The sequence below is a fragment of the Mycobacterium sp. VKM Ac-1816D genome (assembly GCF_000416385.1).
Classification (GTDB): Bacteria; Actinomycetota; Actinomycetes; order Mycobacteriales; family Mycobacteriaceae; genus Mycobacterium; species Mycobacterium neoaurum_A.
The window spans coordinates 1-15,655 of record NZ_AOHQ01000130.1; the positions used below are offsets into that span (position 1 = coordinate 1).

General features: G+C 67.6%; 16 protein-coding genes. 7 read left to right on the plus strand and 9 right to left on the minus strand.

The annotated features are described in order from the left end of the window. Positions 1 to 170: 170 nt before the first annotated feature. From G154_RS08815 to G154_RS08830, 4 genes are all read left to right on the plus strand, one after another. Positions 171 to 1,088: a LysR family transcriptional regulator gene (locus G154_RS08815; protein ID WP_019510560.1), complete on the plus strand. Its 918-nt coding sequence runs from the start codon at positions 171 to 173 to the stop codon at positions 1,086 to 1,088. A gap of 10 nt (positions 1,089 to 1,098) precedes the next feature. Beyond that, complete coding sequence (locus tag G154_RS08820) at positions 1,099 to 2,349, plus strand: MFS transporter (RefSeq protein ID WP_019510561.1); 1,251 nt, start codon at positions 1,099 to 1,101, stop codon at positions 2,347 to 2,349. Between the two features lie 109 nt (positions 2,350 to 2,458). Then, positions 2,459 to 3,688, plus strand: a complete 1,230-nt coding sequence (locus G154_RS08825) for an acyl-CoA dehydrogenase family protein (protein WP_162269049.1) — start codon at positions 2,459 to 2,461, stop codon at positions 3,686 to 3,688. Positions 3,689 to 3,698: 10 nt separating this feature from the next. Further along, the gene (locus tag G154_RS08830) at positions 3,699 to 4,487 is read left to right on the plus strand and encodes a tyrosine-protein phosphatase (RefSeq protein WP_031601247.1); all 789 of its coding nucleotides are present in this window, start codon (positions 3,699 to 3,701) and stop codon (positions 4,485 to 4,487) included. On the opposite strand, the gene G154_RS08835 is transcribed toward G154_RS08830, so the two are convergent. The 8 genes from G154_RS08835 to G154_RS08870 all read right to left on the minus strand — a co-directional run bounded on the left by G154_RS08835 (position 4,480) and on the right by G154_RS08870 (position 11,762). Further along, on the minus strand, positions 4,480 to 4,962 hold the full coding sequence (locus G154_RS08835; RefSeq protein WP_019510564.1) for a DUF456 domain-containing protein: 483 nt from the start codon (positions 4,960 to 4,962) through the stop codon (positions 4,480 to 4,482). The two genes, G154_RS08830 and G154_RS08835, sit on opposite strands and share 8 nt — an antisense overlap. Before the next feature lie 2 nt (positions 4,963 to 4,964). Beyond that, a complete protein-coding gene (locus G154_RS08840; protein ID WP_019510565.1) occupies positions 4,965 to 5,663 on the minus strand; it encodes a haloacid dehalogenase type II in 699 nt (232 codons plus the stop codon). Beyond that, complete coding sequence (locus G154_RS08845; RefSeq protein ID WP_019510566.1) at positions 5,663 to 6,628, minus strand: NADPH:quinone oxidoreductase family protein; 966 nt, start codon at positions 6,626 to 6,628, stop codon at positions 5,663 to 5,665. The genes G154_RS08840 and G154_RS08845 overlap by 1 nt, the downstream gene beginning before the upstream one ends. Then, positions 6,625 to 7,488: an SDR family oxidoreductase gene (locus G154_RS08850; protein WP_019510567.1), complete on the minus strand. Its 864-nt coding sequence runs from the start codon at positions 7,486 to 7,488 to the stop codon at positions 6,625 to 6,627. Before G154_RS08850 ends, G154_RS08845 begins: the two co-directional genes overlap by 4 nt. A 99-nt stretch (positions 7,489 to 7,587) precedes the next feature. Further along, complete coding sequence (locus G154_RS08855) at positions 7,588 to 8,991, minus strand: aldehyde dehydrogenase family protein (RefSeq protein ID WP_019510568.1); 1,404 nt, start codon at positions 8,989 to 8,991, stop codon at positions 7,588 to 7,590. An 88-nt stretch (positions 8,992 to 9,079) separates the two neighbouring features. Beyond that, entirely contained in the window at positions 9,080 to 10,012 is a 933-nt protein-coding gene (locus G154_RS08860) for a class I SAM-dependent methyltransferase (protein ID WP_019510569.1), read from the minus strand. Between the two features lie 60 nt (positions 10,013 to 10,072). Continuing rightward, positions 10,073 to 10,708, minus strand: a complete 636-nt coding sequence (locus G154_RS08865; protein ID WP_019510570.1) for a TetR/AcrR family transcriptional regulator — start codon at positions 10,706 to 10,708, stop codon at positions 10,073 to 10,075. Positions 10,709 to 10,790: 82 nt separating this feature from the next. Next, complete coding sequence (locus G154_RS08870) at positions 10,791 to 11,762, minus strand: pirin family protein (protein ID WP_019510571.1); 972 nt, start codon at positions 11,760 to 11,762, stop codon at positions 10,791 to 10,793. 113 nt (positions 11,763 to 11,875) lie between these two features. On the opposite strand from G154_RS08870, the gene G154_RS26360 reads away from it, so the two are divergent. Continuing rightward, the gene (locus tag G154_RS26360) at positions 11,876 to 12,043 is read left to right on the plus strand and encodes a DUF6131 family protein (protein ID WP_019510572.1); all 168 of its coding nucleotides are present in this window, start codon (positions 11,876 to 11,878) and stop codon (positions 12,041 to 12,043) included. A 63-nt stretch (positions 12,044 to 12,106) separates the two neighbouring features. Here the strand turns inward: G154_RS26360 and G154_RS08875 are convergent, their stop codons facing one another. Then, a complete protein-coding gene (locus G154_RS08875; protein WP_023985079.1) occupies positions 12,107 to 13,849 on the minus strand; it encodes a phosphoenolpyruvate--protein phosphotransferase in 1,743 nt (580 codons plus the stop codon). A gap of 42 nt (positions 13,850 to 13,891) precedes the next feature. On the opposite strand from G154_RS08875, the gene G154_RS08880 reads away from it, so the two are divergent. Continuing rightward, entirely contained in the window at positions 13,892 to 14,671 is a 780-nt protein-coding gene (locus tag G154_RS08880) for a DeoR/GlpR family DNA-binding transcription regulator (RefSeq protein ID WP_019512268.1), read from the plus strand. Then, the gene (pfkB, locus tag G154_RS08885) at positions 14,668 to 15,645 is read left to right on the plus strand and encodes a 1-phosphofructokinase (protein WP_019512269.1); all 978 of its coding nucleotides are present in this window, start codon (positions 14,668 to 14,670) and stop codon (positions 15,643 to 15,645) included. Before G154_RS08880 ends, pfkB begins: the two co-directional genes overlap by 4 nt. Positions 15,646 to 15,655 lie beyond the last annotated feature (10 nt).

The window sequence follows — 15,655 nt, forward strand, 5'->3', positions numbered from 1 at the left end:
ACCGTCGAACCTCGCGGCGACCGAAGTCGCGGTCTGCGGCTCACCAAATCCCAGGATCGGGAACCACGGCGCATTCGAACTTGTGTTCGACACTACGCCGAACGAAGAACTCGCGCAAGGGGTCCGCACCACGGCATCGGCCACCGCGCAAACGCCTCTACACTCCAGCCATGGATCTCGACGAACTGCACTGGTTCGTGACGCTCGCCGAGACCGAGCACGTCACCGATGCCGCGGCCGAATTGGGCATCAGCCAACCGACCCTTTCCCGGGCCCTCGCTCGCCTGGAGGCGCGCATCGGCGCACCATTGTTCGACCGTGTGAACCGTCGCCTCCGACTCAACACCTACGGCGCCATCCTGCTCGATCACGCGCGCCGCAGCATTGCCGAAATCACCAGCGCCACAGAGCGTATCGCCGCCCTGCGGGATCCCGACACCGGTACCGTGCGACTCGCGTTCCTACACTCACAGGCCGGCGGATTCGTCCCTGACCTCCTGCGCCGGTTCCGCGCCGAAGCCCCCAACGTGCAGTTCGAACTGTTCCAGGGTGCCACGCTCGACATCCTCGATCGGCTCGACAAGGGGCACGTCGACCTTGCCATTACCTCACCGCGGCCTGCGGGCTTTCCGTGGCGGGTGCTCTACGGTGAGCGCCTGTGCCTGGCCGTACCCCGCGATCACCGGTTCGCCGGGCGCAGCCGTCTACGACTTGCCGACGCCGGCGACGAACCCTTCGTTGCGCTACAGCCGGGATTCGGCCTGCGCCAGTTGACCGATGAGCTCTGCGTCGCGGCCGGGATCGCGCCGACGATCGTCTTCGAAGCCATGGAGATTCCCACGGTCGAGGGCCTGGTGGCCGCCGGATTCGGCGTCGCGGTCGTCCCGGTTCCACACCCCGATCGCATGGACAGTGCAGCCGCCTACATCCCACTGTCCGAACCCACTGCCAAACGTCAACTGGGTCTGACTTGGCGGCCGGATGGTGAACTACCGCCTGCTGCTGCCAGGCTGGCCGAGTTCATCATGCATAATCTGCATGATCTGACAGAAGTTCATACATTAGACACATTGCGAGGATCCTCCTAGTCTCGCCTGAGTGACGACGACGCTGAGCCCCACCGACTGGCCGGGTCATCAGCGTGGCTCCAAGGAGTACCGACGGCTGTTGGCCGCGCTGTTCTTCGGCGGTGTCGCGACATTCGCGCAGTTGTATTCACCGCAGGCCGTGCTGCCCATGATCGCTGCCGACCTGGGCACCGGCGCCGCGCACGCTGCATTGCTCGTCTCGGCAGCAACAGTCGGACTCGCCGTCGGCGTCATCCCGTGGGCGGCGGTCGCCGACCGGATCGGTCGGGTTCAGGCGATGACCGTTTCGATCACGGCGGCAACGCTTCTCGGCCTGCTCGTCCCGCTCGCTCCCACCTCGGACCTCCTGCTCACCGGCCGCTTCCTGGAGGGGCTCATGCTCGGTGGGGTACCGGCGATCGCCATCGCCTACCTGTCCGAGGAGATCGATCCCGGCCATGCCGCGCGGGCAGCGGGAAGTTACGTGGCCGGCAGCACCATCGGCGGCCTCACCGGCCGGCTGGTCACCGGCCCCGTCGCCGAGTTCGCCGGCTGGCGCATCGGGGTCGTCACCGTTGCGGTGCTGTGCGCGCTATCGGCAATGGCGTTCGTCAAGCTCGCCCCGCGGGCGCGTGGTTTCCGGCCGGCCCGCATCAAGGGGCTCGGTACGCGGCTGGCCGAAAACCTGCGCTCACCGCAGCAACTCGTCCTCTACGGCCAGGGCTTCCTGTTGATGGGTGGATTCGTCGCGCTCTACAACTTCTTGGGCTTCCGACTGGCCGCCGCACCGTTCGACCTACCCCAGACCGTCGTCAGCCTGGTCTTCCTGGCTTATCTGGCCGGCACCTGGGCGTCGGCGCGCGCGGGTGCCGAGGCAAGCCGATTCGGGCGCAAACCGGTCCTGCTGGCCTCGATCACCACCATGATCATCGGCACCGCGCTGACCATCAGCACCGAACTCGTCGTGGTGCTGACCGGACTGCTGATTGCCACGGCGGGCTTCTTCGGTGCGCACGCCGTCGCCTCGGGGTGGGTGGGCGCCCGTGCCGGAACGGCCAAGGCACAGGCATCGGCTCTCTACAACCTGTTCTACTACGCGGGATCCAGTGCGCTGGGCTGGTTGGGCGGTGTGGCGTTCGACGCCGCCGGTTGGACCGCCGTGGCCGGATCGGTCATCGGCTTGGCCCTGCTTGCCGGGGCGCTCGCCGTCACCACACTGGAGAATCCGTGCCGTGCTCGGCGTCCGGGCGGGGACCGAGAAGGCGCCGCTGCCCCGCTGTGATGGCGACGTCGTCGATGCTCGCCTCGCGCCGTGACATCAGCCCGTCGATGGGGACCCGCGCGTTCACTTATCTAACCAGGTGGCATATCGTGGCGGCATGGACTTCGCGATGTCGGCAAAAGCAGCTGATTACCACAAGCGCCTCTCCGACTTCATGGTCGAGAATGTCTTCCCCGCCGAGGAGTCCTACCACGCCTACCGCGCGGAGAAGGGTCCCAAGGACCACACCGTGCCGCCGGTGGTCGAAGAGCTCAAGACCGAGGCCAAGGCCGCGGGTCTGTGGAACCTGTTCCTGCCCTCGGAGTCCGGGCTGACCAATCTTGAGTACTCCCCGCTCGCCGAGCTCTCCGGCTGGAGCATGGAGATCGCCCCCGAGGTGCTCAACTGCGCCGCACCGGACACCGGGAACATGGAGACCCTGCACCTGTTCGCCAACGAGGCGCAGCGCACGCAGTGGCTCGAGCCCCTGCTCAATGGCGAGATCCGGTCTGCGTTCGCGATGACCGAGCCTGCCGTCGCCTCCAGCGATGCCCGCAACATCGAGACCACCATCCTGCGCGACGGCGGCGATTACGTCATCAACGGCCGGAAGTGGTGGATCACCGGGGCCTCGGACCCGCGCTGCAAGCTGCTCATCACCATGGGCCGCACCAATCCCGATGCGGCTGCACACCAGCAGCAGTCGATGATCCTGGTGCCCATCGACACCCCTGGAATCACCATCCTTCGCTCGTTGCCGGTCTTCGGTTGGCAGGACCAGCATGGGCACTGCGAGATCGTGTTCGACAATGTCCGGGTTCCCGCGGAAAACCTGCTGCACGAGGAAGGCAGCGGGTTCGCCATCGCCCAGGCGCGGCTGGGCCCGGGCCGCATCCACCACTGCATGCGCGCCCTCGGCGCGGCCGAACGTGCATTGGCGCTGATGATCGACCGCGTGCAGACGCGCATCGCGTTCGGCAAGCCGCTCGCCGAGCAGGGTGTCGTGCGTGAGTCCATCGCCAAGTCCCGCAACGAGATCGACCAGGCCAGGCTGCTGTGCGAGAAGGCCGCCTGGACGATCGACAAGGAGGGCAACAAAGCCGCCCACGTGTTGGTTTCCCAGATCAAGTCGGTGGCGCCGCAGGTCGCCTGCGACGTGCTCGACCGCGCCATCCAGGTGCATGGCGGCGCCGGGGTATCCGATGATTTCCCGCTGGCCCGCCTCTACGGCTGGCACCGCGCGATGCGACTTTTCGACGGCCCCGACGAGGTGCACATGCGGACGATCGCACGCGCCGAACTCGGCAAGGAGAAGTCGGCGTTCGCGGCGGCGGCCTGCCGCCCCTCGAACACGCTGTGACACAGTAGAGATCGTGGAACTGACTGGAGCCTGGAACTTTCGCGATGTAGCCGAGTCCGCCGGCATTCGGCCGGGACTGCTGTTCCGGTCCAGTGAGTTGAGCAAGCTCACCGACGAGGGCCGGTCCACCCTGCTGGCGCTCGGCATCAACGATGTCGCCGATCTGCGGTCACGCCGTGAGCTCGAGCGGCGCGGCGCCGGTCAGGTGCCCGCCGACGTGGCGCTGCATCACCTGCCGTTCCACTTCGAGGATGACTCCGCCCAGGATGCCCCGCATGAGGCGACATTCCAGCGGGTGATGTCCGAATCCCCCGAGGGGGAGGACGTCGCCGAGGCGGCCAAGCGCTATATGACCGAGGTGTACGAGGAGTTTCCCGCCCTGACCGGTGCGCAGGTGGCGGTCCGGCAGGTCATCTCGATGCTGGCCGACGGTCGCCCCGTCATCGCGCACTGCTTCGCCGGTAAAGACCGCACCGGCTTCACGGTGGCCACGGTGCTGGAGGCAGTCGGCGTACCGCGTGAGGCGATCATGATCGACTTCCTGCGCAGCAATGAGGCGATCGACCAGTTGCGGGACAGCATCATGGAATCGGTGAAGGCCCGCGCCGGCGAGGACCCGGCTGCGTCGGCCTTCATCGAGGCGCGGCTCACCGACGCGGTGCTCGGGGTGCGCGAGGAGTACCTCGAGGCCGCGCATCGGGTCCGCGACGAACGCTACGGATCGGTATCGGGCTTCCTGCAGTCCGCGGGAATCACCGATGACGAGCTGACCCGGTTGCGGTCTCGGCTGACTAACTGACCAGCACTCCGACCACCCAGGCAACCGTCGCGAGCAGCGCGCCGGTGAGCTCTACACCCACAGAGAGCGCGACACCCTTGAGCGCGTGCACCGTCGAGGCCCACGCGCGGGTCGGGTCGCGGCGGGTCGCCAGCTCCGCGAGATACACCCCGAGCACGAATCCGATCAGCAGTCCGATCACCGGGATGACGAAGAAACCCACGATGCCGGCGAGCCCTCCGACGACCAGCACCGAGGTACGCACCTGGGCCCGTCGCATGCGCTGCACCGGCCAGGTGTACTTGACGATCTCGGACACCACGAACAGTGTCGCGGCGATGCCGAAGGTCACCCACGAGGTCGTCGTGCCCTCGACATAGGCCCACACACCGATCGCACCGATGACCAGCAACCCGCCCGGCAGGATCGGCACGATGATGCCGACCAGGCCGACGGCGATCACCAATGCGACGGCCACGATGCCGAGCGTCCCCATGTTCAGGCACCCAACCGGCGCGCGAGGTCGATGAAATCGTGCGCAATGACGTCGAATTCGCCATCCTCGACCTCGGGCAACGGGCCGCCGGGCCCCTGTTCGAGCGGTCGCCTGACGTAACCGGTGCGCAGGCCACTGTCTCGTGCCGCGCGCAGGTCACTGGGATGACAGGCCACCAGCATCAGCTCGTGCGGCGCCACATCGAGCAGCCGTGCACAGCCGAGATACGCCTCGGGATCGGGCTTGTAGTGGCCGAACAGCTCGGCGGAAATGACGCAATCCCATGGCAACCCGGCGCTCTTGGCCATGTTCGTCAGCAGCGAGACGTTGCCATTCGACAGCGTGGTGATCACGAACCGCTGTTTGAGGCGTTGCAATCCCGCCACCGAGTCCGGCCATGGGACCAGCCGATGCCAGGCCCTGTTCAGCTCGTCGATATCGGCCTCGGCCACCGCGGCGCCACCGAGCAGATCGACGAGGATCGTGCGGTGCAGATCGTCGATGCGGGTCCACGGCAACTCGCCGCGACGCACTCGATCCATCGCCGGGGCATAGCCGGCCCGCCACGCATCGGCGAACGACGCCCAATCCCGTTGCAGCCCATTTCGGGCTCCGAAGGATTGCAGCTCGGCGATGATGCTGGAACGCCAGTCCACCACCGTGCCGAAGACGTCGAACGCCAGTGCGCGCAGGCCGTGCACTACGGTTCCAGGACGAGCTTGCCGTGAATCTTGCCGTCCGCCAACGCCTGTAGCGCCGCAGCCCCCTCCGACAGCGGGTACCGCACCGGCGCCGGCGGGCGCAACCCCTCCTCGACCAATTTGGAAAGACCGGCCGCCATCTCCGCACCGGCCCCGGGGGTCACCCTGGCGAACTCGCCCCAGCCGACGCCGACGACGCTGATATTGCGCAGCAACAACCGGTTAACCTTGACGGTGGGGATGCCGCCCGCGGCAAATCCGATGACCAGCAGCCGCCCCTCGGGCGCCAGCACCCGCACCGCATCATCGAACGCGTCGCCGCCCACGGGGTCGACGACCATGTCGACACCGCGGCCACCGGTGGCATCGAGCACCGCCTGGCGCCATCCGTCGGCCAGCGGGAGCACGACATCGGCGCCGAGTCCGGCCACGAAATCCATCGCGTCGGGACGGTGCACCATCGCAACCACCTTGGCCCCGAGTGCCTTGGCCAACTGGATGCTGGCCACGCCGATGCCGCCACCGGACCCGAGCACCAGCACCGTCTCCCCGGCCTGCAGCGCGCCGCGACGGGTCAGTGCGAAGAACATCGTGGTGTAGTTGCCGAGCAGGCAGACCGCGGTGGCATCGTCGATGCCATCGGGTACCGGCTGCAGCGAGTCCGGCGCCACCGCGACCTGTTCGGCGTATCCGCCGATCATGGTGAAGCCCGAAACCCGCTGTCCCACGGTAAATCCGGAGTCGGCCGGCGCGGACCGCACGGTGCCTGCCACCTCGAGGCCGGGGGTGAACGGAGCCTCCAAACGAAGCTGGTACTCACCGCGGGTCAACAACAGGTCCGGAAAGCACACCCCGGATGCGCCGACATCGACGATGACCGCGTCACCGCCCGGCGCCGGATCATCGACATCGGTGTAGACCAGCCCGGCCGGCCCTGTGAGCTCCTGTGCTACAAGCGCTTTCATCCGAGCTTGAAGCTGGCTTGCTGGGCTGTCGACAGATCGGTGATCTCGCCCCACTTGGCGGCCACATCGTCGACCGAAGGAACCTCACCGAAGGTGATGCCCTCGTTCTGGAACAGTGCAGTGCGCTGCACCTTGCCGCCGCCGACGATGAAGATCGAATCGGTGTCGGGCAGTTCCTCGGTCATCAGGTAGGCCACCACGGGAGCGACGTACTCGGGCGTGAGCTTCTCGAAGACCTCCGGCGGCAGGATGTCCTGCGTCATCCGGGTTGCCGCGATCGGTGCGACGGCATTGGTCTTGATGTTGTACTTGGCGCCCTCCTGAGCCAGCGTGTTGATCAGGCCGACCAGGCCGAGCTTGGCTGCGCCGTAGTTCGCCTGGCCGAAGTTGCCGAACAGGCCGCTGGTCGAGGTCGCCACCACGACCCGGCCGAAGCTCTGCTCACGGAAGTGCGGCCACGCGGCGCGGATCACGTTGTAGCCACCGTAGAGATGCACCTTGAGCACGGCGTCCCAGGCCTCGAACGTCATCTTGTGGAAGGTGCCGTCACGCAGGATGCCGGCATTGCTGACCACACCGTCGACCTTGCCGAACTCGTCGATGGCGGTCTTGATGATGTTCTCGGCACCCTCGGGCTCGGCGACGCTGTCGTAGTTGGCCACCGCACGGCCGCCGGCCGCCTTGATCTCCTCGACCACCTGGTCGGCCATGTTGTGGCCGGCCCCGGTTCCGTCACGGGATCCGCCGAGGTCGTTGACCACCACGCTGGCACCCTCACGGGCCAGCGTCAGGGCATACTCACGACCGAGACCACCACCGGCTCCGGTGACGACGACAACACGATCCTGCACTCCGGGCATGGGATTCCTCTCTCAACACGCTTGACTGGCTCAGCTGTCCAGACGATCCATCTCTGTATACGGCGCGAGACCGGGCCATCGGGACCCGGGGTCGCCGGTTCAGAAGAGCTTGCGGGCCAGCTTCCACGCCTTGTCGGTGTACGGCGGGTAGATGAGCTTGCCCAGATCCGGCCGAGTGGGCTTGGTGAGCACGGACTTTCGGTGGCTGAACTCCTCGAAGCCGTAGCGGCCGTGGTAGGCGCCGGTGCCGGACGGACCGACACCGCCGAAAGGCAGTTTGGTGGTGGCGAAGTGGAAGATCAGGTGGTTGACCACCATGCCACCGGAGGACACCTCGCGGATCACGCGCTCACGGACGGCCTTGGCCTTGGTGAACAGATAGGCGGCCAACGGCTTCGGTCGCGCATTGACGAATTCGATTGCCTCGTCGAGGTTCTGGACCGTGACGATGGGCAGTACCGGACCGAAGATCTCGTCGGTCATCAGCGGTTCGGTCAGCGACGGATCGACGACGACGGTCGCCTCGAGCTCGAGGGCGTCCGGATTCGAGCCACCGCCGATGACGACCTCGCCCTCGGTCGCGGCCACCGCGGCGGCCAGCCGGTCGAAGTGCCGGCGGTTGACGATGCGCTTCCCACCGGAGGCCTGCGCTTCGAAGGTCTGCACCGCGGCCTTGATCTTGGTGACCAGTTCGTCGCGGATGGAGGCATCGGCGAGCACGTAGTCCGGGGCGATGCAGATCTGGCCGGAGTTGATCAGCTTGGTCCACGCGATGCGCTGGGCCGCGACGTCGATATCGGCGTCGGCGGCGACGATGACCGGGCTCTTACCGCCGAGTTCGAGGGTCACCGGGGTCAGATGGGCCGCGGCAGCCTGGTAGACCTTGCGTCCGATCTCGGTACCGCCGGTGAAGCAGATCTTGTCAAAACCCTGGTCGATCAGTTCCTGACTGACCATGCCGTCACCCTCGATGACAGCCACCGCATCCGGATCGAGGTAGCGCGGCACCAGCTCGGCCATCAACGTTGAGGACGCCGGGGCCAACTCCGAGGGCTTGAGCACGACGGTGTTACCGGCGGCCAGCGCGCCGACGGCCGGGCCCAGGGTGAGTGCGAACGGGAAGTTCCACGCGCCGATGACCAGCACCACGCCGTAGGGCTCGTACTCGACCCATCCCATACCCGGCAGCTGGGACAGCTCCAGCAATCGGTAGCGGCGCTTGGCCCACTTCCCGACGTTCTTGGCCGCATCGGCGGCCTCGGCGGCGGTGCTGGCGACATCGGCCAACCATGCCTCGAAGGGCTGCCGACCGAGGTCTGTCTTCAGCGCCGCGGCGATGGCCTCCTCGTTGTCGACGACCAGGCGCTCCAGCGCGCGCAGCTGCGTGCGCCGCCACTCCAGGTCGCGGGTGCGGCCGGTGGCATAGGTGGCGCGCATTCGGGCGACGACCGCCGGGATGTCGGTGGCGAGGCCTGTCGTGGGCGCATCGGCATGGGTGGTCATGGGACCGTCCTTCCTGACCGGGAAACTCGATCCTAACCAGTTGGTTGGGCCCTCCGTAAGGGTCGATTCGGACCCATACCGATCCGCGTCAGCGCCTCGTCGCGGTGACGAACTGCGAAAACGCGTCGTCTTCGGGAATGTCGGGGCCCTCCGGAAGTGCCCACCGATTCAGCCTGCGCATCTCGTCGGCGGACTTCACCGCGGCGCTGTCCCAGCCGTGTCCGGCCAGCCACGGCGCCAGATCCGCCCGGTCGGGGTCGTTGTACATCAGCTCGCCCACGTCGATGCTGTCGGAGAGTCCGAACTTCTCCTTGATGCGGTCGAATCGTTCCTTCATCTGGGCCCGACGTTCCTCGGCCTGCATCGGCGCCGTCTCGGCGGCGATCCTGCTGCCGGGCGCGCTGAGCGCGGTGATCTGCTCGAAGAGCCGGTCCTGCGCGTCACCGGGCAGATACATCAGCAGCCCCTCGGCCAGCCACGCCGTCGGCACGGTGTCATCGAAACCGGCGGAACGCAGTGCGGCCGGCCAGTCCTGGCGCAGATCTATCGCGACCTCGACGCGGGTCGCCGTCGGCTGGACACCATGCTCGGCGAGCACCTGTCGCTTGTACTCGAGAACCTTGGGCTGGTCGATCTCGAAGACCGTGGTGCCCGCGGGCCAGGAGAGCCGGAACGCGCGAGAGTCGAGCCCCGAGGCCAGGATGACCACCTGCCGCAGACCGGCCTCGGCGAAATAATCATCGAAGAACCGGGTGCGCACGGCCTGGTAGTTGCCCATATGCGCGAAGAGGACCGCCGCCTCGGGATCGATCTCCTCGGCGCGGGCGGCGAAATCCTCGTCGAGCATCATGCTCCACGGTCCGCCGCCGGCACCGTCGACGAGGATGCGCGCGTACGGGTCGGAAATCAGCGGGTCGGCCGCCGCCGTCTCGGCGGCCCGGGCAGCCGCCACCATGACGGCCGTGGTGCCGACGCTGGTGTCGATATCCCAGGTGTCGTCATGGGAGCGCAGTGAACTCATCACCCCATGCTAGGCGAAGGTTAGGTTGCCTATTCGACGATGTGTTGCGGGCGAACCCAGTTACCCGACCGGACGGAACAACTTGTTTGCCAGCAGCAGTTCCAACTGGGCGATCACCGCCTCGGATCGGTCATGGGTACCGACATATCCGGAGTAGAAACCCATGCCCCACATCACCGCGACGAGCATCTCGACGACCGTGTCGATATCGACATCGGCGGTTAGCTCACCGTTGTCGACCGCCGCGCCGACCGCCCACTTCACGAATTCCCGCGAGCTGGCCAACGGGTCGTGGTCGTCCTGGCTGAGTTCCGGGTGCCGCTGCGCCTCCAGCACCGAGGTCACCAGGAACGCCGCAGCCGAGCGGTCCTTGCTGTCGGCCTGCACCGCGATCGCGAAGAACTTCGACAATCGGCCCAGCAGCGTGGTCTCCGAACGGGCCCGTTCGATTCCGGTCTGCACCACGACGGCGTTGGTGTGCTCGACCACCTCGCGGTAGAGCGCACGCTTGCTCGGGAAGTAGTGATTGATGGCGGGCCGCGTCAGATCAGACCGGACCGCGATCGCCTGGAATGTCGCTGCGTCGTAACCGAGTTCGCTGAAGACTTCGCGCGCGGCCTGCAGGATTCGCTCGCGGGTCTCGGCGGCTTTTGCCGCCGGCGGACGACCCGGACCCCTGCTGGCTGTATGCGGCACAGTCAAATTCTGCCACAGCCCGCAGGCCCCGCCATGCGGCGTTCGTTGCGCGATGACGCGGCCGTCGACACACAGCAAACACTCAGCCGACCCGGTGTGGCATCAGCGCATCGGGCGGCAGGGAGCCGAACCGACCCGCGTTGAAATCGTCGAGCGCCTGCAGGACCTCGGCGCGGGTGTTCATCACGAACGGTCCGTACTGGACCACCGGTTCACGGATCGGTCGCCCGCCGAGCACCAGTGCCTCCAGCGCCGGGCGATGGGCGTCCTGCCCTTCGTCCGCGGTGATGACGACGCGGTCACCGGGACCGAGGACGGCGAGCTGTCCCTGCTGGATGGGGTGACCGACGGGACCGACGGTGCCGCGCCCGGACAGGATGTAGACCAGTGCGTTGTAGTCACGGTTCCAGGGCAGGCTCAGGCGCGCGCCGGCCTGGATGGTGCTGTGCGTCAGGGTGATCGGCGTGTGGGTGCTGCCCGGCCCCTGGTGTCCGTCGATCTCACCGGCGATCACCCGGACCAGTGCGCCGCCGTCCTCGGAGGACAGCAACCCGACCGTGGCACCCTCGATCGACTGATAGCGCGGGGCGGCGAACTTGTCCATGCGCGGCAGGTTCACCCACAGCTGCACACCATGGAACAGCCCACCACTTTCGACCAGCTCGGCAGGCGGTGTCTCGATGTGCAGAATCCCCGAGCCCGCCGTCATCCACTGGGTGGCGCCATCGGTGATGAGACCGCCTCCGCCGTGGGAATCCTGGTGAGCGAAACGGCCGTCGAGCATGTAGGTGACCGTCTCGAATCCGCGGTGGGGATGCCAGTCGGTACCCCGGGGTTCCCCGGGTTGGTACTCGACCTCGCCCATCTGGTCCATATGCACGAAGGGATCCAGATCGGCGGCGCTGACGCCGGCGAACGCACGCACCACGGGAAAGCCTTCGCCCTCGAAGCCGCGCGGGCCGGCGGTCAGCGACCGGACCGGCCGGTCGGTCTCGGCGGGGGCGGGCCCCGCGATTCGGGGCAGAGTCAGGGTATCGACGGTGATGGCAGGCATGTATCAGATAACCGGACCGCGGTCCGATTCATTCCCATCGGCGCGCTCAAGAACGATCATGGTTTGAGTTTTTACGGATGGGGCAATTCACCGGTCCGACAACACTTCTACGGATGGGAATCATCATGATCATCCTCGGCGTCATCTTGCTGATCATCGGCTATTTCACCAGTCTGTCGATCCTGTACACGATCGGAGCGATCCTCGTGGTCGTCGGTGTCGTGCTGTGGATCCTCGGCGCTGTCGGACGCCCGGTCGGTGGCCGAAAAGCCTGGTTCTAGCAGTACTTTTCACCGGCTCGCCGCGAGCCGTGCACACCGTGCACGCTCGCGGCGAGTTGCGTCTCAGCCGAGGACCTCGAATGCCGCCGCGCGCGCATCGGCCGCACTCGCCGTGGATAGGACCGCTTCGGCAGCGGCCCGGCACTGCTCCAAGGTGACCCCGGACAGCGCGGCACCGACGCCCGGGACCGCGGTCGCCGCCGCCGACAACGACGTGATGCCCATGCCCACCAAGACACAGGCCAGCATCGGGTCGGCCGCCGCCTCCCCGCACACGCCGACCGGCTTACCCGCCGCCGCACCGGCCCTGGCCGTCATGTCCACCAGCGCGAGCACCCCCGGCTGCCACGGGTCGGTCAGCGTGGCCAATTCGGCCGACATCCGGTCCGCGGCCATCGTGTACTGGGCCAGATCGTTGGTACCGATGGACAGGAAGTCGACGTGCTCGAGGATCCGGCCGGCCAACAATGCGGCCGCCGGGATCTCGATCATCACACCGGGTGTCAATCCGAACGAACGCGCTTGATCGGCAAAGGTTTTCGCCTCATCGGCGGTGGCGATCATCGGGGCCATCACCCAGGGATCGGAACCCGTGGCGGCTGCCGCAGCCGCGATCGACTCGAGCTGACGCGTCATCAAACCCGGGTTACCGAAGGAGATCCGCACGCCGCGCACCCCGAGCGCCGGGTTGGCTTCGTCGGGATGACCGGCAAACTTCAGCGGTTTGTCCGAACCGGCGTCAAGAGTGCGGATCACGACCTTGCGACCCTCGAACGCGCTCAGCACCTCGCCGTAGATCCTGGCCTGCTCGTCCACCGAAGGCTCGGTATCGCGGTTCAGAAAGCACAATTCGGTGCGGAACAGCCCGACACCCTCGGCCGGCGTCTGGCGCGCGGCCTGCGCCGCGGCACCGTCCTGCACATTGGCCAGTACCGCGACGGAATGCCCGTCGGACGTCGCGCCGGGGCCCTTCCACTGGGCTACCCGATCCGCCTCGACCCGGGAGGTCTCGACCGCCCGCTCGGCCTCGGCGGCGTCCGGCGCCACGGTCACGGTGCCGAGGGCGCCGTCGACCATCACCGGTACACCGACCGGCACCTCGTCGAGTCCGTCGACGGCGACCACGCAGGGAATCCCCAACTGGCGAGCGATGATCGCGGTGTGGCTGGTCGGCCCGCCGAGGGTGGTCACCAACGCCACGACCAGCCGCGGATCCAGCCCGGCGGTGTCGGCGGGTGCGAGATCCTCGGCGCAGAGCACCGACGGGTTGTCCGGGATCGGGACGCCGGGTTCGGGAAGACCGGCGAGCTGGGCCAGCACCCGGTCCCGGATATCGCGCAGGTCGGTGACGCGTTCGGCCATCAGATCGCCGGCCTTGGACAGCGCGTCGGCGATCTTGGCGATGGCCGCGCCGACGGCCTGCGGTGCCGGATTGCCCGCGTTGATCCGCTTCTCGGCATCGCCGAGCCAGGCGCGGTCCTGAGCCAGCGCGGCGGTGGTCGCCAGCACTTCCGATGCCACACCGGTGGCATGTCCGGCACGATCGCGCAGTCTGGTGGCGACCGTCGCGGCGGCCTCCTTGAGCCGGCCGACCTCCGCGGGCCGGTCCGCCTCGGCCAGCTCGGCCGCCGACTGTTCGGTGACCTGCGGCCGGGCACCGGGACGGATCACCGGCGCGTAGGCGACACCCGCAACCACCGGGACACCGTGAAGGACCTTCGGGTCGGTCACTGTAGGGGAACTCATGTGATTCAGATTACAAGAAAGCATTGACAAGTCAACAGAAGCAAGCGTAAAACCACACATATCAACATTTCAACAGATCGAGCAACCCGTGGACGGAGCCCGATGTACGCCGAGGAACGCCAGCAGGCCATCGCCGCCCTGGTCCTCCAGCGCGGCCGCGCCTCGGTCACCGAGCTCGCCACCACCTACGACGTCACCACCGAAACCGTGCGTCGCGACCTCGCCGTCCTGCACAAGGCGGGCCTGTTGCGACGCGTGCACGGCGGCGCCGTCCCGGCCCGGGCACTGCACCTCGTCGAGCAGGACGTCGACGAACGCGAGACCACCCGAGCGCCGTACAAGGACGCCATCGCCGCGGCGGCCACCGAGTTCTTCCCCGTCGGTGGCGGCAGCGTGCTGCTGGATGCCGGCACGACGACCAGCCGCATCGCCGCGGCCATCCCGACCGATCGTGAACTGGTGGTGGTGACCAACTCGATTCCGGTCGCCGACCGACTGTCCACCGTGCCATCGGTGTCCCTGCAGGTGCTCGGCGGTCGGGTCCGCGGCCTCACCCAGGCCTGCGTCGGCGAACAGGCCCTGCAGACGCTCGAACAAATGCGGGTCGACATCGCGTTCATCGGCACCAACGGCATCACCGCGCGGCACGGTCTGTCCACCCCCGACGCCGAGGAGGCCGCCATCAAGCGGGCCATGGTCAACTGCGCCAATTATGTTGTGGTGGCCTCTGATTCGTCGAAGATGGGCCGCGAGGCACTGCACAGCTTCGCAGAATTGTCCAGCGTCGACGTCATCATCACCGATACCGAGATCAGCCCCGACACCCACGCCGAACTCAGCGGCTGCGGTATCGACATCATCTGCGCAGGAGCCACCGCATGATCGTCACCGTCACACCGAACCCCAGTATCGACCGCACGGTCACGCTGCCGGGCACCCTCACCCGCGGCGCGGTACACCGCATCAGCTCGGTCACCGACGAGCCCGGCGGCAAGGGTGTCAACGTCGCCCGCGCGCTCGGCCTCGCCGGCCTGGACGCGGTGGCCGTGTTGCCTGCCGCGGCAGACGATCCGATCCTGACCGCGCTGCGTGCCGCGGCCGTCCCGTTCCAGGCCGTGGCCGTCCCCGCGCCGGTACGCACGAACATCGCCGTCACCGAGAATGACGGCACCACAACCAAACTCAATGCGCCCGGTGCGGCGTTGGATTCCGCGGCGCTCGAGGCGCTCACCCGGACGGTCATCGACGCCGCCCGCACCGCCAGCTGGGTGGTGCTCTCGGGTTCGCTGCCGCCGGGTGTGCCCACGAGCTGGTACGCCGACGTGGTCGCCGAACTCGCCGGATCGGACTGCCGGGTGGCCGTCGACACCTCCGACGCCCCGCTCACCGCACTTGCCGATGCATTCGGAGTCGCCGCGCCCGACCTGATCAAACCCAACGCCGATGAGCTGGCCGGGCTGACCGGAACCTCCGGCCAGGAGCTCGAAGATGCTGCGGCCCAGGGCGATCCGGGTCCGGTGATCGCTGCGGCCCGGCAATTGGTCGACCGTGGCGCCCGCAGCGTGCTGGTCACCCTCGGTGCCGCCGGTGCGGTACTGGTGGATCCGTCGGGCAGCTGGCTGGCCGGCTCACCGCCGATCACCCCGCGCAGCACCGTCGGGGCCGGGGATTCGTCACTGGCCGGTTATGTGCGCGCCGAACAGGCCGGTGCCGACCCGGCCGAGCGGCTGCGGATGGCGGTCGCCTACGGGAGTGCCGCGGCCGCGCTGCCCGGTTCCGCCCTGCCCTCGCCCGACCAGCTCCACCTCGATGCCGTCCCCGTGCGGGCCATCTCCCCCGCACACACCGAATCCTGACTCCCACAGA